The organism is Marinobacter sp. MIT930201, from assembly GCF_047122665.1.
Classification (GTDB): domain Bacteria; phylum Pseudomonadota; class Gammaproteobacteria; order Pseudomonadales; family Oleiphilaceae; genus Marinobacter; species Marinobacter salarius.
Window position 1 is genome coordinate 3,538,133 of the sequence record NZ_CP138916.1, and the last position, 19,733, is coordinate 3,557,865.

The window sequence follows — 19,733 nt, forward strand, 5'->3', positions numbered from 1 at the left end:
GGCAGGCATTGGTTAGGCGTGGCGATTACCCCTGATGGCATCCAGTGTGGCTGATCAAACTCTGAAACATCTGTTACTTCGAATCGTCTCGGGCGCCGCCAGTCTGATCTGGTGGTTGTTGCTGGCGGTCGTCGTCCTGCTTGCACTTTATGCCGGAATAGGGCGCCAGGTTACTCAGAACATCAACGAGTATCGCTCTTCGATTGAACAACGGTTGTCGTCTGAGCTGGGCCAGCCGGTCAGTATTGGTGGGCTCTCCTCCAGCTGGAACTGGCTGGATCCCACCATTGTCGCCCGCGATATCGTGGTCGTCTCTGAAAGCGACCGTAGTGACGTTGTCGGGTCACTGAAGAGCGTCCGCATTGGCCTCGATTTTCTCGCCTCGCTCATGCGCCTGCGCATTGTGTTCGCTGATTTTAACGCCGACGGGCTGGAACTGACGATCAACCAGACTCCGAGGGGGGTGGTGACCGTCGAAGGTGTCGATATTCCCGATCCCGTCGCTAACGACCTGGAACTCTGGCTGGATATTGCCGGCGAATGGCTGTCCGACCCTTCCGTCAAGATTACACGCCTGGACCTGGGTATTCGCGACGCCAATGGCACTTTGAGGCATGTAGAGGTGCCCCAGTTGGACCTGATCTACCGGCGCGGGCTGTTTCATGCATCAGGCCGTGCCATGCGGCCCGGAACGACCGAGCAACTGGCCAGCTTCGAGCTGGTTGGCCGGCACTTCTTCCGTGGTGACTTCACGGGTCAGGTTTATGCGGATATTAACTCCGGCCGGTTGTTTGATGGACTGGCAGAGGAGTACGCCTGGCGGAACATCCGGGCGGAAGGTTTTGATCTCGGAGGTCAGGTCTGGATGACGTTTCGGGATGGGCGCATCGAGCAGGTCAGTGGCAACCTTGAAACGCCGTATCTGCAACTCGGTGTCGGTCACCAATCCCTGGCCCCACTTGAGAATATCAGGGCGAAATTTGGCTGGCGCAGGCACGACACGTTGGGCGAGCATGAGCCAGAAGCGGCGGCTAAGCCCTGGTACGCCACCGGTGAGTTTCACGTAAAGGAACTTGAGTGGGAGTGGAACGGCAATACGGTTTCTCCGTTCAGCCTCCGGTTCAGTCATCGCGACGGGAGCCGAAGATTGATCGCTGATGCGCTTTCACTCCAACCCCTTCGACAGTTGGCTGTGGGCATGAACCTGTTGCCAGGCAGGGCTGAAAGGGCTCTTGAGAATTATCGTCCCACCGGCCGTCTGGACCGGGTGATGCTGAACCTGCCCGCGGACGATAGCGATGGCTTTGAGCTAACGGCTGCGTTGAACAATCTTGGCGTCAGGGCTCATGATGGCGCGCCGGGTGTGTCTGGTCTCGATGGTACCCTGCTTGTTAATCCGGAAGGCGGTTTCGTCAGAGTGAACAGCGAGGGGCTGTCACTCGGTTTTCCGGAGCTGTTCCGGGGGTTCTGGAGCCTCCGCGACGTCCGCGCAGGTGTGGCCTGGCGTTTTGAGGGAGGGGTAACCCGCGTATACGCGGATGATATCCGTATGGTTTATGGTGCCAACACCCGGCTGACGGGTGCCTTTGACCTGCGGATGGATCTGGGCGGGGAGGACAATTTGGGGCTGAGGGTCGGTGTGCGGGATGGTACGGCCGATATGCTTGCCGACTTCGTGCCAATGAAGGTTGTCGACCCTGACCTCTACCAATGGCTGACGACGTCGATCACCAAGGCCGATATTTCCAGCGGTGAGTTTTACGGTCATGGCCAGATTGATCGTGACGCCCCGGAAAATTCTTTCTCGTCCTCAATGGTTTACCGATTCGAAGAAGCCAGTATCCGCTACGACGAGCGATGGCCCGAGGTGGCGGATGCCAGTGGTGAAGTCTTTATTCAGGATGGTCGCACCCGGGTCGACATCCGCGCAGGACGAACGGGAGGGCTGGAACTGGAGCCCGGCGAGGTGAGGGTTGTCCCGGAGGGTGAGGACATTCAGGTGTACGTCGATGCGTCAGCCCCGGTTCCCGGGTCAGCGTTGGCTTTCTGGATGGACAACAGCCCCCTGGGTGAGCTGGCGGGAGAAGCAGGGCGGAGCATCGTCCTGGATGGCGATTTTCACCTGGATCTCGGGCTTGGTTTGCCTTTGATATCCGATGCGCCGCCCACCATCAACGCCAGCGTCAGAGCCGATTCCGGTACCCTGACTTATCCCGAAGCCGATCTACAGTGGACCCAGGTCAATGGGGAACTGGGGTTTAACAGCGATGAGGGATTTTCCGAGAACCCCCTGCAAGCTCGGTTTATGGGAGCTCCGGTCACGGTTCTGATGCGGCGGAGTGAGAACGGTCAATCGCTCAATATCCGTCAATATGGTCGCCTTGACGTTCGCCAGCTCCTGGATCGAACTGAGTTGCCGGAGGGCATGGACATGGGGCTCAGTGGCGACATTGGCTACCAGGCAACGTTGGACGTCTCAACGGACACCGCTTCTGCCGTTACGCTGTATTCGGATCTGGCCGGGCTCTCGGTTGACTGGCCTGAACCGCTGGCAAAAGACATTGATGATGAAGCGCCCCTGAGGGTAACAGTCACGCCCCGACAAGAGTCCGGCGTTGATATGTCAGTCGACTGGCAAGATCGCGCCAACCTGGATATGACCTGGGAGTCGGGAATGGTAGACGTTGCCCTGAACGAACTGTTTCTGGGCGACCGCCAACTGACTGATATTACGGTGTCTGCGCGGCAAAGTGACAGTGAGTGGTTGATCACTACCGACTCGGAATGGGCGTCAGGCCATGTGCTCTGGCCCCAGGACGATCGACCGGTCAGCGTCGACTTTGAGCGCCTGATGCTCTCCAGGGGCAATAGTGAGTCGGGCGATGAACAGGAGCCCGAACAGCAGGCACAGACATTCCGTGACCTGGGCCTCGGCAACTGGCCGGACGTGGATGTCCATATTGCCGATCTCAACATGGATGGGGAAAACGCCGGTAGCTGGTCGTTCCAACTGAGGCCCGAAGCCACACAACTGCTAGTACAGGACATTGTTGGCACTCTCAAATCCCTGACCCTGACGGGAGAGCTGGCCTGGAGCATCGCAGCCGGGCGGGAAATCACCCGTTTTACCGGTGATATCAACGGTAAGTCGCTGGCGGACCTGGACACCTTGGTTGGCGCTGAGATTCCCTTCCGCAGCAAGAACACGGCCGTTAAGCTTGATGTTGACTGGCCCGGCCGCCCGGATCAGTTTGATGTTTCGGGCCTTAGTGGCTCGGTCAGTGTGCGTTTTGATGACGGTGTCATCCTTGAGGGCAACAATACGGCTCAGCTGTTCCGGGTGTTCAACCTGCTCAATGCTGACACGCTCTGGCGACGCCTCAAGCTCGATTTCTCCGATCTGTACGAAGCGGGTGTCGCCTTCGATGCCATCTCCGGCAAGGCCAGCATGATTAACGGCCTGCTGACGTTGGATCCAGAGCTGCAGGTGGTAGGGCCTTCCGGCGCGTTCAAGCTGACGGGCACCTCCAACATGATTGAGGAAACCCTCGACATGAGAATGGTGGTGGTGTTGCCACTGACTCAGAACCTGCCCCTCGCCGCTCTGTTGATGGGGGCCGGTGCTCCGATTGGCGGTGCGTTGTTTGTCCTCGACAAAGTGTTGGGCGACCCATTGAGCAAACTCACCAGTGCAACCTATAGTGTAAGTGGAAGCTGGGACGAACCAGACGTGCGACTGAGGCGGGTATTCGATACCGGCAATTGATGGTTTTGGCAGGAGGGCCGTAATGTCAACGCAAAGAGACAACCCCGTCAAATGGCAGGCAAGTCGGGTAGCGGCGATACAGATGGTGAGCACCCATGACATCGCCGCCAACCTCGAAGAGGCAGCAAGGCTGCTGAAGGAGGCAGCCGACGCAGGCGCCAGCATTGCAGTGCTGCCTGAGAACTTTGCGGTACTGGCCACAAAGCAGATGATCGGTTGCGGTCGACGGGAAGCGGAACCGGACAATGTGATTCGGCAATTCCTGGCGCAGAAAACGGCCGAACTTGGTATCTGGGTGGTGGGGGGCTCACTGCCCGTTGCGACCAGGTCAGACGGCTCCACTGTGACCGATCGGGTTCGTGCCTGCTGTTATGTCTATGACGACCGTGGCCGTGAGGTTGCCCGCTACGACAAGATCCATCTTTTTGACGCCACGGTGGAAGATGCCCAGGGGCAGTATCGCGAGTCGGATACCTTCGAGCCGGGTGAGGACGTGGTTGTGGTTGATACGCCGGCAGGGCGGCTCGGCATGGCCATCTGTTATGACCTGCGTTTCCCTGAGCTGTTCCGACAACTCCGGGAGCAGGACGCCGAATGGGTATCCCTGCCCAGTGCTTTTACCTGGCATACCGGTGACGCCCACTGGCATGCGCTGATACGTGCCCGTGCCATTGAAAATCAGGTCTGGCTGGTGGCGGCAGCCCAGGGCGGCCAGAACAGCGAGCGCCGGCGCACCTATGGGCACAGCGCGATCGTGGATCCCTGGGGCCGAATACTGTCCGAGATCGATGAAGGGCCGGGTGTCGTCGTTGGCGAGCTTGATCGCGAAACACTCAAGGACATCCGCACGCGGATGCCCGTCTGGGAGCACCGAAGACTTTAGTTTCCGGTGGCTTCCGCGTCGTCGATGCACTCCCTGAGGTAGCGAAACAGCTTTCGTGGCTGGCCGGTATTCTTTTCTTTCTGTACGTCCCGGCGAGCGTTGCGCGCGAGGTTGCGCAAATGCTGTATATCCGCCGTTGCGCAGTAGTTCAGGAATTCGCCGACGGCCGGGTCGCCTTCCTCAATCATCCGGTCACGCCAACGTTCAGCAAGGTGATGTCGGCGGGTGTGCTCTTCGCTCCCGGCATCGAAGGCGTCGATGGCTCGAGTCAGCCCTTCCGGGTCGTCTTCCTGGCGGATAATCTTGCCGATGTACTGCAGGTGGCGGCGACGGGCTTCGTTCTGGCGAATGCGACGGGATTCCTCGATGGCCGCCCGCAGGGTGTCGCTGATGGGCAGGGTATTGAGCTGATCGTTACTCAGATCCAGCATGCGCCTGCCAAGATCCTGCAACTGGTGCATTTCACGCTTGAGTTGGGATTTGCTCGGGCCGAGGTATTCCGGGGCGTCGTCTTGGGAGTCGTTCATTTTAAGTCCGTGTTGTCGGATACAGGTTATCCGTAGAATATCGTCGCCAGACCAAGGAAGGCCATAAAGCCGACCACATCCGTGACCGTTGTCAGTATAACGCTACCGGCCAGTGCCGGATCAATGTTGCGGGACTTCAGGAACAGAGGCAGCACGGTACCCACGAGGGCCGCAGCGATCAGGTTGATAATCAGCGCGGCGGCGATAATGGCGCCAATCATGATGTCGCTGAACCAGAGGGTTGCCGCTGATGCAACCACCACCGCCCACAGCAATCCGTTCAGGGCACCCGCAATAAATTCGCGGTTTAGCAGCCAACCCACGTTAGCGCCACTGATCTGTCCCACGGCCATGCCGCGGATGACCAGGGTCAGGGTCTGACTGCCGGCGATGCCGCCCATGGATGCCACGATGGGCATCAATACCGCCAGGGCCACAACCTTCTCGATGGTCGCCTCAAACAGCCCGATCACGGCCGAAGCGGTAAAGGCTGTGAGCAGGTTGATGCCCAGCCACACGGCCCTGCGCCGGGTGGTCTTCAGAATCGGCGCGAAGGTGTCTTCGTCTTCATCAAGGCCGGCCATGCTCATCAGGGAGTGGTCTGCGTCTTCGCGAATAACGTCAACCACGTCATCGATGGTGATTCGGCCCAGGAGTCGGCCTTCCTCACTGACCACGGGTGCTGAGATCAGGTCGTAACGTTCGAACAGGGTTGCCACCTTGGTGTCGGACAGCGTAACCGGTATCGGTTCGATGTCCGTGTCCATCACTTCCCGCACGGTTGCCGCCGGGTTGGATACGAGCATTTTGGTGATGGGCAACATGCCGATGAACTCGTCGCGCCGGCTGACCACGATAAGACTATCCGTCATCGGCGGCAGGTTGCGATGACGGCGCAGGTAGCGCAAAACCACGTCGATACTGATGTCCGGGCGCACCGTAATGGTGTCCGTGTTCATCAGGCCGCCGGCGGTATCTTCCGGGTAGGAGAGGACTTCCTCGACGCGTTGACGGTCCTGCTCGTCCATGGTGTCCAGGACTTCCTGGATGACCGTGTCGGGCAACTGCTGCAGTAAGTCGGCCAGATCGTCCGACTCGAAATCCTCGATGATGTCAGCGAGTTCCTGAGCGTTCAGCTGGCTCAGGAAGTAACCTCGGATATCGTCGTTCAGATACTGGAGAACTTCGCCTTCAAGCTGCTTGTCGACCAGGTTCCAGAGCAGGGCACGCTGGCGCGGTGGCGATGATTCCAGCAGGTGGGCGATGTCACTGGGGCTCAGGCCACCATTCAGGATGCGGGCAACCTGTTTCAGGGCGCCACTGTCCAGCGCTTCGCTCAGGGAGCGAAGGCGTTGGCGCGCTTGGCTTTTCTCCAGAATATCGGTCATGGATCACCCACGGTCAGAAAACCCTCGTATTATAGCGAAGTTAGGCAACATAGGTGAGGAAGAGTTGTAGGTGAATGCCGTAGACGGGCAAGGATGTCCAGTGTGGAGGTGGTTATTCGCCTTCCCCGAAGTAGTCGTTGATCAGCGTAACCAGCGCATCGACAGCTTCGGACTCATCCGGACCGTCTACAATCAGCTCTACCTCTGATCCCTGGCTGGCGGCGAGCATCATGACTGGCATGATGCTTTTGGCGTCCACCTGTCGCCCTTTGCGACTGATCTGAATGCTGCTGTCGAATTCAGATGCCTTGCCCACCAGTTTGGCTGCGGCCCGGGCATGGAGCCCAAGTTTGTTGATGATGGTAATGGGGCGGCGGATCATAGGCGGTTCAGCTTTCCCTGCTTTGCAGGTGGGGCAGTTCGGTGTGGCGAACCTGCACATTGCTGTATTTGCCCGAGAAATAGCGGCCGAGCTGATCGCAGATATAAACCGAGCGATGCTGGCCACCGGTGCAGCCGATGGATATGGTCATATAGCTGCGGTTGCTGTCTGAGAACGAGGGTAGCCAGTTTTCCAGGAATTGGGTCAGGTCCTCGACCATCTTACGGCTCAACGGCTCCTTTTCCAGGAAATCGATAACCGGCTGGTCGGTGCCCACAAACTGCCGAAGGCTGGTGTCCCAATAGGGATTGGGCAGGCAGCGCACATCGAACACATAGTCCGAATCCAACGGTACACCGTGCTTGAACCCGAACGACTGGAACAGCAGCGCCAGTTCCTGGTGACGCCTGCCCGCAACCCGCTGCTTCACCATATCCCGGAGCTCATACATGGACAGCCCCGTGGTGTCGATGTAGAGGTCTGCCAGCTTGGAGAGCGGCTCCAGAAGCTTCTTTTCGTTACCGATGGCCTCCCTCAGGGAGGTCTTGTCATCACTCAGTGGATGCTTTCGGCGCGTGGCATGGAAGCGCTGCAGAAGAGACTGTTCATCGGCGTCGAGATAGATGATCTCGATGGTTACGCCAGTATCCTGAAGGCTGCGGTAGATATCCTCGAAGTTGCTCAATTCTCCGGAAAGGTTACGGGCATCGATGCTGACCGCCATCTTTCCCAGCCGGCTGGGAGAGTTCTGGTTGGTGGCTTCCTGCGTGAGGGGGAACAGGAGGCCAATGGGCAGGTTGTCAATGCAGTAAAAGCCCAGGTCTTCCAGAACATGTAACGCGGTACTTTTCCCGGAACCTGATCGGCCGCTGACGATGATCAGTTTCATAGCCCGTTCACCTTGGATGTGGAGTGGTTCAGCCTGTCTCGGCTGTCATCCGGCGATAGAGAGAGCCTGCATCAGTGCACTGACGCAGCTGGTCGCAGAATGCACGCTCGTTGAACTTTTCGGCAAGCTGGCTCAAAAGCTCAAGATGCTCGCTGGTGGCTTCCTTGGGGACAATCAAGGTGAAGACGAGGTCCACCGGCTGATTGTCGATAGCATCGAACGCAACGCCTTCTTCCAGGGTCAGCAATACGCCGACCACGTGATCCAGCCCTTCCAGCCTGCAATGGGGGATCGCGATGCCCTGTCCGATGCCTGTGCTCCCCAGTCGCTCCCGCGCGACCAGGTTGGTGAATATCTGGGTGTCGCTGAGCAAAGAGTCGTGCTGCTGGATCTGCTCGGCAATGGTTTCCATAACCCGCTTTTTGCTGGAGGCAGGCACCCGGCAAAGGGTTAGCTCCGGCGCGAGAATGTTCTCGATAGTCAGGGATGTGTCGGTCATGAATCGACTGCATTTCCGTAAAAAAAGGCTGCGGCACCTATTGCATGGTTAGCCAGTGCCGCAGCTCGATTAACTGTCATGCCGGGGCGTCGTCCTAGCGGGCGCCATTCCCGTGCATCCGGTCTACGTTCTTTTCCTTGTGCTTCAGAATCTGCCTGTCCAGCTTGTCTACCAGTCCATCAATGGCAGCGTACATATCGCTGTTTTCGGCCTTTGCGTGAATCTCACCACCTATCACGTGAAGCGTAGCTTCCGCCATCTGGCGCACTTTTTCCACCTCAAGGGTAACCTGGCAATTGCTGATATGGTCGAAGTGCCGCTCAAGCTTTTCAAATTTGCCTGATACGTAATCTTTCAGTGCGGGAGTCAGTTCTACGTGATGGCCTGAAATATTGAGTTGCATAGGCTTCTCCTGTTTTCAGCTTGCCGGCACCCGTTAGGATACCGGCTGTGTGCCACAGCGTTATGCTGCAGGCGGTATACTTTCAGGAAAGGGCTCTCCCCGTGAGGCCGGGAACAGACGCTTCCTACACCAATCGCTTTCGCTCGTTGGACGGAGGAATGTGCATTGCCTCGCGATACTTGGCCACGGTTCGTCTAGCCACCTTTATACCCTGGTCTCCTAGCATGGCTGCAATTTTGCTATCGCTCAATGGCTTTTTCGGAGTTTCCGTTGCAATCAGCTTCTTGATCATCGCGCGGATTGCCGTGGATGAGCACTCTCCACCTTCGTCGGTACTGACATGGCTCGAGAAAAAATACTTAAGTTCAAATATGCCCCGCGGTGTGTGCATGTATTTCTGGGTGGTGACCCTTGAAATGGTCGACTCGTGCATTTCCACCGCCTGGGCAATATCCGAGAGAATCAATGGTTTCATGGCTTCCTCGCCATGGTCCAGAAACCCCTGCTGGTGCTCGACAATGCGCGTGGCCACCTTGAGCAGGGTTTCGTTGCGGCTCTGCAGGCTCTTGATGAACCACTTTGCCTCCTGCAACTGGTCCCGCAGGTAGGTGTTGTCGGCGCTGCTGTCCGCACGCTTTATAAGAGAAGCATAGCTTGCATTCACACGAATGCGTGGTGCAATTTCAGGATTCAGTTCCACGCGCCAGCGCTCATTGTGCTTGCGCACGATCACATCCGGGATGACATAGTCCGGCTCGGCCTGGTCCAGGGTGTCGCCGGGGCGGGGGTTCAAACCGGTAATAAGTGCCAGGACATCCCGTAGCTGTTCTTCTTTCAGGCGGCTGCGGCGCAACAGCTGGGCGTAATCGCGGTTACCCAGCAGGTTTATGTAGTGGGTAATCACCAGTCGCGCCTGAGCCAGCCAGGGTGTTTCCGGGGGCAGTTGGTTCAGCTGGATCAGCAGGCATTCCTGCAGATCACGGGCGAACACGCCGGGTGGATCGAAGTGCTGCAGGCGATGAAGAACGGCTTCCACTTCGTCCAGTTCCAGCGGGTCTTCGTCGGATTCGTCCACCATGCCTGAATGAATTTCTTCAAGCGGAGAGGTCAGGTAGCCGTGGTTATCAACCGCATCCATCAGGGCATGGGCGATGGCCTGATCCCGCTCGCTCATGGGCGTCAGGTTCAGTTGCCATTCCAGGTGGTCCTGGAGCGTTTCGGTGGGGGAGTTACGGGTTTCGAAGTCGTGGTCGTTTTCGTCGTCGTTACGGGCTGCTGACGCGGGGGCTGACTGGTAAATGTCATCCCAGGCGGTGTCGACGGGAAGATCATCGGGAATGGTGTCGGGACTGTCCGTTTCTGATGACCAGTCAGGTCCATTTTCGGATTCGTCCCACTCGGTAGCAGTGTCTGAAGCGGTGTTGGATTCCTCGGTTGACGCTGTTTCAGACGACTCGTTGTCACTGTCCGTTGATTCCGGATTCTGGTTGTCGTCGTCTTCCGAGGTTTCCAGCATTGGGTTGGATTCCAGTGCCTGCTGGATTTCCTGCTGGAGGTCCAGGGTGGAGAGCTGCAGAAGCCTGATAGCCTGTTGCAGCTGGGGCGTCATGGTCAGGCTTTGACCCAGCTTTAACTGTAGTGAGGCTTTCATAACCATGGTTCAGGATCCGTCACTCGGTCTCTCTCTTCCGTCACTCAGGCTCTCTCTTTACGTCATCAGGGCGCTTTCTGGAGCCGGGGTTGCACAAAAACTCTTTGTATGCTGGCTACTTGCCGCACCAAGCAAGTTCTTTGCCGAGTCTACTACAGGCGAAACTCGTTGCCTAGATACACTTCCTTGACCTGCTGGTTGGCCAGTATATCGTCCGAATTACCAGAGGCAATGATGTGGCCGCCGCTGACAATGTACGCATTCTCGCAGATGTCGAGGGTTTCCCGCACGTTGTGGTCGGTGATCAGTACGCCGATACCCTTGTCCCGCAAGTGTCGGATAATCTGCTTGATGTCGCTCACGGAGATCGGGTCGACACCGGCGAAGGGCTCGTCCAGCAGGATGAACGCCGGTTCCATCGCCAGCGCCCGGGCAATTTCCACCCGCCGTCGCTCACCGCCTGACAGGGCCATGCCGACACTATCGCGGATGTGGGTAATGTGAAACTCTTCAAGCAGTTCCTCTAACTTGGCCTCCCGGTCAGCGCGTTTGAGTTCGCGGCGGGTTTCCAGGATCGCCAGTATGTTGTCGCGCACGGTGAGCTTGCGAAACACGGATGCTTCCTGGGGCAGGTACCCGATTCCCTTGCGGGCACGGCCGTGCATGGGCAGGGGCGTGATGTCCTGATTGTCGATGGTGATGCGACCGTTGTCGGCGGAAACCAGGCCAACAATCATGTAGAAACACGTCGTTTTGCCCGCGCCGTTGGGGCCGAGCAAGCCGACGATCTCGCCACTGCGAATTTCCAGGGAAACGTCGATGACGACCTTCTTCTGTTTGTAGCTTTTTGCGAGGTTACTGGCCCTGAGAACTGCCATCGGTATCCTGTCCGTTAGGGTTGTTATCTGGATTGTTGCCGGAGTTGCCGCGTGGCTGGATGACCATTTCGACGCGACCGCTGCCATCGCCCTGGTCAGCAGAGCCCTCTGCGGTCACCACGCGTTCGGCGCTGTCGTAATGAATGACGTCGCCCCGGAACAGGTTGCCGCCCTGTTCGATCACAGCTTCGCGCCGAAAGGTAACCCGGTTGTCGGAGGCGGACCAGGTGATTGTAAGTGCGCGGGCGTCGGTTTCGCCCTGGCCTTCCATGGCAGGCTGGCGGTAGCGTGCCGGGGTACCGGTGGCTTCAATGCGGCTGACGCCATTCTCATCCCGGTGGAGTACAACCTTGTCCGCCATAAGGTTGGCATCGCCCTGGCTCATTTCAACCGAGCCGGTATAGGTTGCAATGCCCTGGCCTTCGTCGAGCCGAGCATTGTCGGCATTGACCCTGATGGGTTGGTCAGACTCAAGATCAAAGGCCGCGGCGAACGGCATGCCCACGGTCAATGTCAGCGCCAGGACAATCGCTGAGACTGCCGTGCGCGATGCCACCGGTTGGTGCCTATTGCGGTGAGGGTTGGGCATGAATTTACTTGCCGGTCTCATAGCGTCCTTCCACGTCAGAGTCGAGTTCGAGGATTCGGTCATCAATCCAGGCCTTCATGCCGGTGGCGCGGGTCAGGCTGAACGAGTCGGTCAGTTCCACCGGGGCGTCTGTGTAAACAGTACGCTCTGTGTTATCCAGTGTCAGCGTTGACGTGGTCAATGTCAGGGGGCGCCCGCCTTGGGGTTGCTGGGACACCCGAACATCCCCCGTCAAGTAAACCAGGTCGTCAGCTTCCATGAATTGGCCTTTGTTGGCCTGGACTTGCCAGGGTGCGTTGCCGGGTTCGCCGTAGAGCGTCGCATTCGGCGATTCCATAATGGTTTCGTTGCGGGCCTCGAATTGCTCGATACGTGGGCTTTCGAAGTGTGCGGTAAGCCGCCCGGTCTCGTCGAAAGACAGATAGCGACCATTGACCACGAAACCGTCTGGTTCCGATTCGCCTCTCAGCGCGGCGGCATCCACCGGCTCTGATGACTCGTCACTTTGCCAGAGCAGGAAAAACAGTGCCACTATCGTGACAGCCAGCCCCAGAGTTCGTACCCAGGGCCGGGTAAAGAGGGCTTCAGCGGCCATTCAGTCCTGCTCCAGGTAGGGTTGCAGGCTTGCGTTGAGCTGCCCGCAGGCGCAGAGCAGCAGTTCGCAGGCTTCACGGACGGCGCCGCTACCCCCCGCGGCCGACGTGCAAAAATCCGCGTGCTGGCGCACCAGCCAGTAGCCGTTGGGTACTGTTATGCCCAGCCCGGCGTAACGGATTGCGGGCAGGTCCGGCAGGTCATCGCCCATGTAGGCAATCTGGTGTGGCGCGATCTCCAGCCGTGCAGCCAGTTCCCGCAGGGCGATTTTCTTGTCCTCTCGGCCTTGCATCAGGTGCGGGATGCCGAGGTCATTCATGCGTTTCTCTGTCAGCGGCGAGCGCCGTCCGGTAATGACGGCAACGTTGATGCCAGCAGCCATAACCTGTTTGATGCCCAGGCCGTCGAGAATGTTGAACCCTTTCATCTCATCGCCTGAAGCGCTGAACAGCAGAGTGCCGTCGGTCATGATGCCGTCCACATCCAGGGCCAGCAGGCGAATGGCAGCGGCTTTTTCAATCAGCTCCGCTGGCCATTGAGGGCGCAGAGTGTCGGCCATCAGATGACTCCCGCCCGCAATAAGTCGTGCATGTTGATAGCGCCGGTCAGTTTGCCGTCGCGATTGATGACGGGCAGGGCGTTGATCTTCAGCTCTTCCATCATGTTCAGTGCCTCGGCGGCCAGTTGGTCATCGTGGATCACACGACCGTTGCGGGTCATGGCCTCGGCAATCGGTGTGTTGTGAATGTCCACGGAGCGGTCCAGGGTGCGGCGCAGGTCGCCGTCCGTAAATACACCGACCAGGTCGCCCTCGGCGTTAATGACCGTTGTCATACCCAGGCCCTTGCGGGAAATCTCCAACAGTGCGCCGCTGAGGGTGGTGTCTTCCTGCACTCGGGGGATCTGGTCCCCGGTATGCATAATATCGCTGACACGCAGCAGCAACCTGCGGCCCAGACTGCCACCGGGGTGTGAGAGCGCAAAGTCTTCGGTGCTGAACCCCCGGGCTTCAAGCAGTGCCACGGCCAGGGCATCACCCATCACCAAAGTGGCCGTGGTGCTGGAGGTGGGGGCCAGGCCAAGAGGGCAGGCCTCCTGGGCGACACTGATGTCCAGGTTGGCAACGGCCTCCCGAGCCAGGATGGAGTTCTCGTTGCCCGTCATACTGATCAGCGGGGCCCCCATGCGTTTGATTAACGGCAAAATGGTCAGCACTTCGCTGGTGTTGCCGCTATTGGAGATGCCCAGCACTACATCCTGGCTGGTGATCATGCCCAGGTCACCGTGGCTGGCCTCGCCCGGGTGTACGAAGAACGAGGGCGTTCCGGTGCTGGCGAGGGTGGCAGCGATCTTGTTGCCGATATGGCCGGATTTGCCCATGCCGGTCACGACAACACGCCCCTTGCACGCCATGATGACTTCGCAGGCGCGGACGAAACGGTCATCAATCCGGTCGGTCAGGGCGTGAATGGCCTCACGCTCGATCTCGATGGCTCGGAGGGCGGATTCTTTGAAGGTCTGGCTGGTTTCGGTGTTCATCTGGCTTCCGGGTTCGAAATGTTGATGCTTTCGTCGTGGCAAAAGTATATCACTTCAACGGCTTTGGCTGCCCTTCATGACAAGACGTTCAGCAAAACTGATCATTGACATCAGTTCATTTTGTGAAGGATGGATTGAGGTTCACGGCAGGTTGACATAATGTAGCGCACTCATTAAAGGCTGGGAATGCGGGTTCACCGACACTCAGGCGGTTCTGGAAGCAGGTATGGACACATCCCCCTACATTGAATTGAGAGACGTGGTTTTCAGTCGCGGGAATCGTCGTATCTTTGATGGCGTCAGCCTGGACATTCCCCGCGGCAAGATTACCGCCATCATGGGGCCGAGCGGCACCGGCAAGACTACCTTGTTGCGGCTGATCGGCGGCCAGCTGAAACCGGATTCCGGCAGCATATCCGTAGCGGGGGAGAACGTTCCTCAGCTCAAGCGCAAGGCGCTTTACCGTCTGCGGGAAAAGATGGGGATGCTGTTCCAGAGTGGAGCGCTGTTTACGGATCTCAGTGTCTTTGAAAACGTGGCGTTCCCGCTCAGGGTTCATACCACCTTGCCGGAGGACATGATCCGCGACATCGTTCTAATGAAGCTCGAAGCTGTGGGGCTTCGCGGAGCCCGGGATCTGATGCCGGCAGAGCTGTCAGGTGGTATGACCCGGCGCGTGGCCCTGGCCCGCAGCATCGCGCTGGACCCTGAGCTGATCATGTACGACGAGCCCTTTACCGGCCAGGACCCGATTGCCATGGGTGTACTGGTGAAGCTGATCCGGGATCTCAACAGCTCCATGGGCCTGACCAGCGTGCTGGTATCCCATGATGTGCCGGAGTCCCTGAGTATCTGCCACTACGCCTGTATCGTTGCAGACGGCCGTATCATAGGCGACGGCACGCCCGAGGAGTTGAGGGCGCACCCATCGGAGCAGGTTCAGCAGTTCCTGCGTGGTCATCCGGACGGTCCGGTGCCGTTCCACTATCCGGCTGCGGATGCGGCTCTGGACTGGAGTGTTGCCGGGAGGGGGGATTGATGGACCGGCTGGCGGCTTTTGGCCGATTGGGGCTGAACGTGATTGCATCGCTCGGTCGCTCCGGGCGTTTCCTTGTCGGTGCCCTGGCAGGTGTTCCGCGGCCCTCGGTTGGTTTTCCGCTGTTGCTGAAGCAACTCTACTCGGTCGGTGTTCTGTCCCTGGCCATCATTGTGGTGTCCGGCCTGTTTATCGGGATGGTTCTGGGGTTGCAGGGATACACCATTCTCAGTGACTACGGGTCTGAGGCCGCGATCGGTCAGATGATTGCCCTGACTCTGGTGCGGGAATTGGGCCCCGTGGTGACCGCGCTGTTGTTTGCCGGCCGTGCGGGTTCCGCACTGACGGCGGAAATCGGGTTGATGAAAGCCACCGAACAGCTTTCCAGCATGGAAATGATGGGTGTTGATCCGCTGCGCCGGGTGATTGCCCCGCGGTTATGGGCGGGCTTTATCTCAGTGCCCGTGCTGGCTGCTGTGTTTTCGGTGGTTGGTATCTGGGGCGGCATGCTCGTGGGTGTGGAGTGGCTGGGCGTGTTTGAAGGCTCTTTCTGGGGCAACATGCAGTCTTCCGTAAGCTTCACCGCCGATGTTCTGAACGGTGTCGTCAAGAGCCTTGTGTTTGGGTTCGTCTGTACCTGGATTGCGGTCTATCAGGGTTACGACTGTGTGCCCACCTCAGCTGGTATCAGTGCCGCAACCACGAAAACCGTGGTGTATTCGTCGCTGGCCGTACTCGGGCTGGATTTTGTGCTTACCGCCGTCATGTTTGGTGACTTCTGACCGCGGTATACTGAAACGTCAGGAAACAGGGGGCCGGAATGGCACAGAGAACAACAGAGGTGATTGTGGGGCTGTTCATGATCGCGGGCATCGCCGCCATAATGTTCCTGGCGTTGCAGGTCAGCGGGCTGACACCGAAGGCCCCGGAAAGTTCGTACACGCTCTACGCCAACTTTAACGACGCTGGCGGGCTGACGCCCCGGGCAAAAGTGTCCATGGCTGGTGTCACGGTGGGTAAGATCCGGGAGATAACCCTGAATCGGGAAACCTACCAGGCCCGCGTGACCATTGATGTGAACGCCAGTGTGGATAATATCCCGGCGGACAGCTCAGCAGTAATACGTACATCCGGGCTGCTTGGTGAACAGTACATTGATATATCGGTGGGCGGTGATATGGAGTCCCTGGGGGACGGGGATACCTTCTATTCCACACAATCCGCCATGAATCTTGAGCGGCTCATATCCAACTTTGCCTCCGGGCAGTCACAATGAAAGAAAGTGGTTCACGGGAGAAAACCATGGTTCTGATCAGACATAGCCTGATGATTGTTGCGTTGCTGATGGTGGCGCTGGCAGCACCGGCCCACGCCGGACCGGAGGAGGACCTCCGCACGTATGTGGATAAAAATACCCAGCGCCTGGTCGACAAGCTCCATCAGGAAAAGGGCCTGTACGAGCAGAATCCACAGGCGTTTTATCGGAGCATGGATCAGGAGCTGAAGAACTTCGTCGACTTTCGCCGAATTGCTGCCCGGGTCATGGGTCGCTATGCGCGGCAGGCATCACCGGAGCAGCGCGACGAGTTCGTTGAGAAGTTCAAACGCAGTCTTTTCGACAGTTACGCTCAGGCTCTGGTGAGCGCTGACGATTTTACCATCGAGGTAAAGGAAGCCACGATCAACCCGAATGACGACGGTCGGGCGTCTGTGCGTATGGAGGTGATCAGTGCCTCTGGCAATCGCTACCCCGTGACTTATTCCATGTACGAAACAGATGAAGGACGCTGGATGATGGAAAACGTGATCGTCGAAGGTGTGAACATCGGGCTGGCTTTCCGTGATCGTTTCAGCCAGGAGATGGAGAAGAACGGCGGCAAGGTCCAGGCTGTTATCAACGACTGGGGCGATGCAGTGGAATCGCTGAACCTCGAAGGTGAAGTCGACAAATCATGAATGCAAGCCGGCCCGTGGTGACTCTTGATGGCGACACGCTATTGGTGAGCGGCGCGGTTGATCCGCTCACCGTGATCTCCGTCAGGCAGGAAGGCGAGAAGTGGATACGGGCGGGCAAGGCGGATTTACAGGTGGACCTGTCCGCCATGGGCACCGCGCACAGCGTGGTGCTGTCTCTGCTGCTGTGTTGGCACCGCCTTGCAGTTGCCCGCAGTCAGGCTCTGCGATTCACCGGCGTAAGTGCGCGGCTGAACTCTTTGGCGGCCCTGAGCGGCCTTGATCGCCATTTGCCGGGCTTTTCCTCCCAGTCCTCTTCTGAAAACCTGCACCATAGCTGACCCGAATGCCATAATTGGTTACAATCTCGCCCCTGATTTAAAAACGCCCGAGGATTATTTATGGAAGCCACCGAAGTTGCCGAGTTGGTTAAAGAGGCGCTGCCTGGCTGTGAGGTCGAAGTGCAGGTCGATGGCAATCACTATCTTGTTGTTGTAGTGGGCGATGTATTCGAGGGTTTGCCAACCATCAAACGGCAGCAACTGATCAACAAGGCGCTGTTCCAGCACATTCTGGACGGTACCATTCATGCCCTGCACCCCAAGGCCTTTACGCCGGCTGAATGGGCCGCGCGCCAGGGCTGACATGCCCGCAAACTACAGGACACCATTGTGGACAAACTTCTGATCAGAGGCCGCAAGCCTCTCGATGGCGAAATCCGGATTTCCGGCGCCAAGAACGCCGCCCTACCGATTCTGGCTGCCACCCTGTTGGCGGATGAGCCGGTGACCGTGGGCAACCTGCCGCACCTGAACGACATCACCACGATGATCGAGCTGCTGGGCCGCATGGGTGTGGAACTGATGATCGACGAAAAAATGAGCGTCGAGGTGCACGCCAACACCATCAAGCAATTCCATGCGCCGTACGAGCTGGTCAAGACCATGCGTGCGTCGATCCTGGTGCTGGGCCCGCTGGTGGCTCACTTTGGTGAGGCAGAAGTCTCCCTGCCCGGTGGCTGTGCCATCGGTAGCCGACCGGTAAACCTGCACATCCAGGGCCTGGAGCAGATGGGTGCCGACATCAAGGTCGAGAATGGCTATATCAAGGCGAAGACCAATGGTCGCTTGAAAGGCGCGCACATCTTCCTGGACACGGTGACCGTCACCGGTACGGAAAACCTGATGATGGCTGCCGCGTTGGCCGATGGTAAAACCATCCTGGAAAACGCTGCCCGGGAACCGGAAGTGGTGGATCTCGCTGAATGCCTGATCGCCATGGGTGCTGACATCAAGGGTCATGGCTCTGCAACGATTGAGATCAACGGTGTCGAGCGTTTGCATGGCTGTCACTACGATGTGCTGCCGGATCGCGTCGAAACCGGCACCTACCTGGTTGCAGCAGCAGCTACCCGTGGCCGGGTCAAGCTCAAGGATACCCGCGAGGATCTGCTGGAAGCAGTCCTGCTGAAGCTGGAAGAGGCCGGTGCCCACATTGATACGGGCAAGGACTGGATTTCGCTGGATATGAAAGGCAATCAGCCAAAAGCGGTTAGCCTACGCACAGCGCCATACCCTGCGTTTCCGACCGATATGCAAGCGCAGTTAGCGGCGATGAACGCGGTATCCGAAGGCACTGGCACCATCGTGGAAACGGTCTTCGAGAACCGGTTCATGCACCTGCAGGAGCTGATCCGCATGGGTGCGGACATTACTCTTGAGGGCAACGCTGCGATCATCAAGGGCGTGGATCACCTCACCGGTGCCCCGGTGATGGCAACGGACCTGCGGGCGTCCGCGAGCCTGGTCATTGCCGGGCTGGTGGCGGATGGAGACACCATCGTTGATCGCATCTACCACATCGACCGTGGCTACGAGTGTATCGAAGAAAAATTGCAGCTGTTGGGCGCCAGTATCCGCCGCTTGCCAGCCTGAACACATTGAACCGGAAAGACGCATGACCGATTCCATCACCATCGCGCTGTCGAAGGGGCGAATCCTCGACGAGACCCTGCCGCTGTTAAAAGAAGCGGGTATCGAGCTGGTCGACGATGTTAAGAAGTCCCGGAAACTGGTGTTTCCCACCACGGACCCGAACGTACGGGTTTTGATCCTTCGGGCCACCGACGTGCCCACCTATGTGCAATACGGTGGAGCGGATCTGGGGGTAACCGGTAAGGATGTGCTGATGGAGCACGGCGGTGAGGGACTGTATGAGCCGCTGGACCTGAATATTTCCCGGTGTCGGTTGATGACGGCCGGGAAGAAAGACTGCAAAGCGCCAGAGGGCCGTTTGCGTGTGGCGACCAAGTTCGTAAACTTGGCTCGGCGCTATTACGCGGCCCAGGGGCGGCAGGCCGATATCATCAAGCTCTACGGTGCGATGGAGCTTGCTCCGATTCTCGGGCTCGCCGACGAGATTGTCGATATCGTTGATACCGGCAATACCTTGAAAGCGAATGGTCTTGAGGCTCGCGAGCTGATTGAAAACATCAGTTCTCGCCTTGTGGTTAACCGTGCCTCGATGAAGATGAAACACCAGGGCATTAATCCCATAATTGAGAAAATGTCGATCGCCGTTGAAAAAAGGCGAGCTTCAGAGTAAGAAGCGCTCAGGGACGGCTTTCCAAAACACGCTCCTTCGGCACGTCCATGTGACGCTTGGACTTCGCCATCCATGGCTCCGTACAGTTTTGGAAAGCCGTCCCTGATCACTTCCCATGCCAAGGCGTTGCCTTAAACACAAAGAGTAAACAA

At 58.2% G+C, this 19,733-nt stretch carries 22 protein-coding genes; 10 read left to right on the plus strand and 12 right to left on the minus strand.

All coding sequences use genetic code 11. The features are described from left to right. The first annotated feature begins 46 nt into the window (after window positions 1–46). On the plus strand, window positions 47–3,766 hold the full coding sequence (locus SIC19_RS16120; protein WP_228712249.1) for a YhdP family protein: 3,720 nt from the start codon (window positions 47–49) through the stop codon (window positions 3,764–3,766). 22 nt (window positions 3,767–3,788) lie between these two features. Further along, a complete protein-coding gene (locus tag SIC19_RS16125; RefSeq protein WP_127401703.1) occupies window positions 3,789–4,649 on the plus strand; it encodes a carbon-nitrogen hydrolase family protein in 861 nt (286 codons plus the stop codon). On the opposite strand, the gene yjgA is transcribed toward SIC19_RS16125, so the two are convergent. The 12 genes from yjgA to SIC19_RS16185 form a co-directional block, all read right to left on the minus strand. Then, the gene (gene yjgA, locus SIC19_RS16130; RefSeq protein WP_127401702.1) at window positions 4,646–5,176 is read right to left on the minus strand and encodes a ribosome biogenesis factor YjgA; all 531 of its coding nucleotides are present in this window, start codon (window positions 5,174–5,176) and stop codon (window positions 4,646–4,648) included. The genes SIC19_RS16125 and yjgA overlap by 4 nt on opposite strands. A 26-nt stretch (window positions 5,177–5,202) precedes the next feature. Next, window positions 5,203–6,564, minus strand: coding sequence for a magnesium transporter (gene mgtE / locus SIC19_RS16135; RefSeq protein ID WP_007155323.1), 1,362 nt, complete (start codon window positions 6,562–6,564; stop codon window positions 5,203–5,205). A 112-nt stretch (window positions 6,565–6,676) separates the two neighbouring features. Further along, window positions 6,677–6,946 (minus strand): HPr family phosphocarrier protein, encoded by a 270-nt coding sequence (locus tag SIC19_RS16140; protein WP_036209856.1) that lies wholly within the window; start codon window positions 6,944–6,946, stop codon window positions 6,677–6,679. 7 nt (window positions 6,947–6,953) lie between these two features. Beyond that, window positions 6,954–7,835 (minus strand): RNase adapter RapZ, encoded by an 882-nt coding sequence (gene rapZ / locus SIC19_RS16145; protein ID WP_127401701.1) that lies wholly within the window; start codon window positions 7,833–7,835, stop codon window positions 6,954–6,956. 28 nt (window positions 7,836–7,863) lie between these two features. After that, the gene (gene ptsN / locus SIC19_RS16150; RefSeq protein ID WP_127401700.1) at window positions 7,864–8,334 is read right to left on the minus strand and encodes a PTS IIA-like nitrogen regulatory protein PtsN; all 471 of its coding nucleotides are present in this window, start codon (window positions 8,332–8,334) and stop codon (window positions 7,864–7,866) included. Window positions 8,335–8,428: 94 nt separating this feature from the next. After that, window positions 8,429–8,737 (minus strand): ribosome hibernation promoting factor, encoded by a 309-nt coding sequence (gene hpf, locus SIC19_RS16155; RefSeq protein WP_126812032.1) that lies wholly within the window; start codon window positions 8,735–8,737, stop codon window positions 8,429–8,431. Between the two features lie 124 nt (window positions 8,738–8,861). After that, window positions 8,862–10,388, minus strand: coding sequence for an RNA polymerase factor sigma-54 (locus tag SIC19_RS16160; RefSeq protein ID WP_041336355.1), 1,527 nt, complete (start codon window positions 10,386–10,388; stop codon window positions 8,862–8,864). Window positions 10,389–10,540: 152 nt separating this feature from the next. Beyond that, entirely contained in the window at window positions 10,541–11,266 is a 726-nt protein-coding gene (gene lptB / locus SIC19_RS16165) for an LPS export ABC transporter ATP-binding protein (RefSeq protein WP_007155317.1), read from the minus strand. Then, window positions 11,244–11,765 (minus strand): lipopolysaccharide transport periplasmic protein LptA, encoded by a 522-nt coding sequence (gene lptA / locus SIC19_RS16170; RefSeq protein WP_174447642.1) that lies wholly within the window; start codon window positions 11,763–11,765, stop codon window positions 11,244–11,246. Before lptA ends, lptB begins: the two co-directional genes overlap by 23 nt. Window positions 11,766–11,859: 94 nt before the next feature. Then, the gene (gene lptC, locus SIC19_RS16175; protein WP_041332425.1) at window positions 11,860–12,450 is read right to left on the minus strand and encodes an LPS export ABC transporter periplasmic protein LptC; all 591 of its coding nucleotides are present in this window, start codon (window positions 12,448–12,450) and stop codon (window positions 11,860–11,862) included. Further along, a complete protein-coding gene (locus SIC19_RS16180; RefSeq protein ID WP_036209871.1) occupies window positions 12,451–13,008 on the minus strand; it encodes a KdsC family phosphatase in 558 nt (185 codons plus the stop codon). Continuing rightward, window positions 13,008–13,988: a KpsF/GutQ family sugar-phosphate isomerase gene (locus SIC19_RS16185; protein WP_091640993.1), complete on the minus strand. Its 981-nt coding sequence runs from the start codon at window positions 13,986–13,988 to the stop codon at window positions 13,008–13,010. The genes SIC19_RS16180 and SIC19_RS16185 overlap by 1 nt, the downstream gene beginning before the upstream one ends. A 226-nt stretch (window positions 13,989–14,214) precedes the next feature. Between SIC19_RS16185 and SIC19_RS16190 the strand changes: the two genes are divergently transcribed. From SIC19_RS16190 to hisG, 8 genes are read left to right on the plus strand one after another with little or no spacing between them, the layout of a single operon-like run. Further along, window positions 14,215–15,027, plus strand: a complete 813-nt coding sequence (locus SIC19_RS16190) for an ATP-binding cassette domain-containing protein (protein WP_041332426.1) — start codon at window positions 14,215–14,217, stop codon at window positions 15,025–15,027. Next, window positions 15,027–15,806 carry a lipid asymmetry maintenance ABC transporter permease subunit MlaE gene (mlaE, locus tag SIC19_RS16195; RefSeq protein WP_174447627.1) on the plus strand — a complete coding sequence of 260 codons (780 nt, stop codon included), beginning with the start codon at window positions 15,027–15,029 and terminating at the stop codon, window positions 15,804–15,806. Before SIC19_RS16190 ends, mlaE begins: the two co-directional genes overlap by 1 nt. A 38-nt stretch (window positions 15,807–15,844) precedes the next feature. Further along, window positions 15,845–16,300 carry an outer membrane lipid asymmetry maintenance protein MlaD gene (gene mlaD, locus SIC19_RS16200; protein ID WP_007155310.1) on the plus strand — a complete coding sequence of 152 codons (456 nt, stop codon included), beginning with the start codon at window positions 15,845–15,847 and terminating at the stop codon, window positions 16,298–16,300. 26 nt (window positions 16,301–16,326) lie between these two features. Next, on the plus strand, window positions 16,327–16,980 hold the full coding sequence (locus SIC19_RS16205) for a phospholipid-binding protein MlaC (RefSeq protein ID WP_041336359.1): 654 nt from the start codon (window positions 16,327–16,329) through the stop codon (window positions 16,978–16,980). Further along, on the plus strand, window positions 16,977–17,318 hold the full coding sequence (locus SIC19_RS16210; protein WP_041332428.1) for a lipid asymmetry maintenance protein MlaB: 342 nt from the start codon (window positions 16,977–16,979) through the stop codon (window positions 17,316–17,318). Before SIC19_RS16205 ends, SIC19_RS16210 begins: the two co-directional genes overlap by 4 nt. A gap of 60 nt (window positions 17,319–17,378) precedes the next feature. Then, complete coding sequence (locus SIC19_RS16215) at window positions 17,379–17,621, plus strand: BolA family protein (protein ID WP_036209886.1); 243 nt, start codon at window positions 17,379–17,381, stop codon at window positions 17,619–17,621. 27 nt (window positions 17,622–17,648) lie between these two features. Beyond that, window positions 17,649–18,911, plus strand: coding sequence for a UDP-N-acetylglucosamine 1-carboxyvinyltransferase (gene murA, locus SIC19_RS16220; protein ID WP_199448751.1), 1,263 nt, complete (start codon window positions 17,649–17,651; stop codon window positions 18,909–18,911). Window positions 18,912–18,933: 22 nt separating this feature from the next. Further along, window positions 18,934–19,581, plus strand: coding sequence for an ATP phosphoribosyltransferase (hisG, locus tag SIC19_RS16225; protein ID WP_041332429.1), 648 nt, complete (start codon window positions 18,934–18,936; stop codon window positions 19,579–19,581). Window positions 19,582–19,733 lie beyond the last annotated feature (152 nt).

What these genes read in the sequence shown, in the direction of transcription:
- SIC19_RS16180 (WP_036209871.1), bottom strand. Translation starts at nt 13,008, where the DNA reads ATGGCCGACACTCTGCGCCCTCAATGGCCAGCGGAGCTGATTGAAAAA.
- rapZ (WP_127401701.1), bottom strand. Translation starts at nt 7,835, where the DNA reads ATGAAACTGATCATCGTCAGCGGCCGATCAGGTTCCGGGAAAAGTACC.
- SIC19_RS16140 (WP_036209856.1), bottom strand. Translation starts at nt 6,946, where the DNA reads ATGATCCGCCGCCCCATTACCATCATCAACAAACTTGGGCTCCATGCC.
- SIC19_RS16160 (WP_041336355.1), bottom strand. Translation starts at nt 10,388, where the DNA reads ATGAAAGCCTCACTACAGTTAAAGCTGGGTCAAAGCCTGACCATGACG.
- SIC19_RS16215 (WP_036209886.1), top strand. Translation starts at nt 17,379, where the DNA reads ATGGAAGCCACCGAAGTTGCCGAGTTGGTTAAAGAGGCGCTGCCTGGC.
- SIC19_RS16190 (WP_041332426.1), top strand. Translation starts at nt 14,215, where the DNA reads ATGGACACATCCCCCTACATTGAATTGAGAGACGTGGTTTTCAGTCGC.
- lptA (WP_174447642.1), bottom strand. Translation starts at nt 11,765, where the DNA reads ATGCCGTTCGCCGCGGCCTTTGATCTTGAGTCTGACCAACCCATCAGG.
- mgtE (WP_007155323.1), bottom strand. Translation starts at nt 6,564, where the DNA reads ATGACCGATATTCTGGAGAAAAGCCAAGCGCGCCAACGCCTTCGCTCC.
- SIC19_RS16185 (WP_091640993.1), bottom strand. Translation starts at nt 13,988, where the DNA reads ATGAACACCGAAACCAGCCAGACCTTCAAAGAATCCGCCCTCCGAGCC.
- mlaD (WP_007155310.1), top strand. Translation starts at nt 15,845, where the DNA reads ATGGCACAGAGAACAACAGAGGTGATTGTGGGGCTGTTCATGATCGCG.
- SIC19_RS16125 (WP_127401703.1), top strand. Translation starts at nt 3,789, where the DNA reads ATGTCAACGCAAAGAGACAACCCCGTCAAATGGCAGGCAAGTCGGGTA.
- ptsN (WP_127401700.1), bottom strand. Translation starts at nt 8,334, where the DNA reads ATGACCGACACATCCCTGACTATCGAGAACATTCTCGCGCCGGAGCTA.
- mlaE (WP_174447627.1), top strand. Translation starts at nt 15,027, where the DNA reads ATGGACCGGCTGGCGGCTTTTGGCCGATTGGGGCTGAACGTGATTGCA.
- lptC (WP_041332425.1), bottom strand. Translation starts at nt 12,450, where the DNA reads ATGGCCGCTGAAGCCCTCTTTACCCGGCCCTGGGTACGAACTCTGGGG.
- lptB (WP_007155317.1), bottom strand. Translation starts at nt 11,266, where the DNA reads ATGGCAGTTCTCAGGGCCAGTAACCTCGCAAAAAGCTACAAACAGAAG.
- SIC19_RS16205 (WP_041336359.1), top strand. Translation starts at nt 16,327, where the DNA reads ATGGTTCTGATCAGACATAGCCTGATGATTGTTGCGTTGCTGATGGTG.
- SIC19_RS16210 (WP_041332428.1), top strand. Translation starts at nt 16,977, where the DNA reads ATGAATGCAAGCCGGCCCGTGGTGACTCTTGATGGCGACACGCTATTG.
- yjgA (WP_127401702.1), bottom strand. Translation starts at nt 5,176, where the DNA reads ATGAACGACTCCCAAGACGACGCCCCGGAATACCTCGGCCCGAGCAAA.
- hisG (WP_041332429.1), top strand. Translation starts at nt 18,934, where the DNA reads ATGACCGATTCCATCACCATCGCGCTGTCGAAGGGGCGAATCCTCGAC.
- hpf (WP_126812032.1), bottom strand. Translation starts at nt 8,737, where the DNA reads ATGCAACTCAATATTTCAGGCCATCACGTAGAACTGACTCCCGCACTG.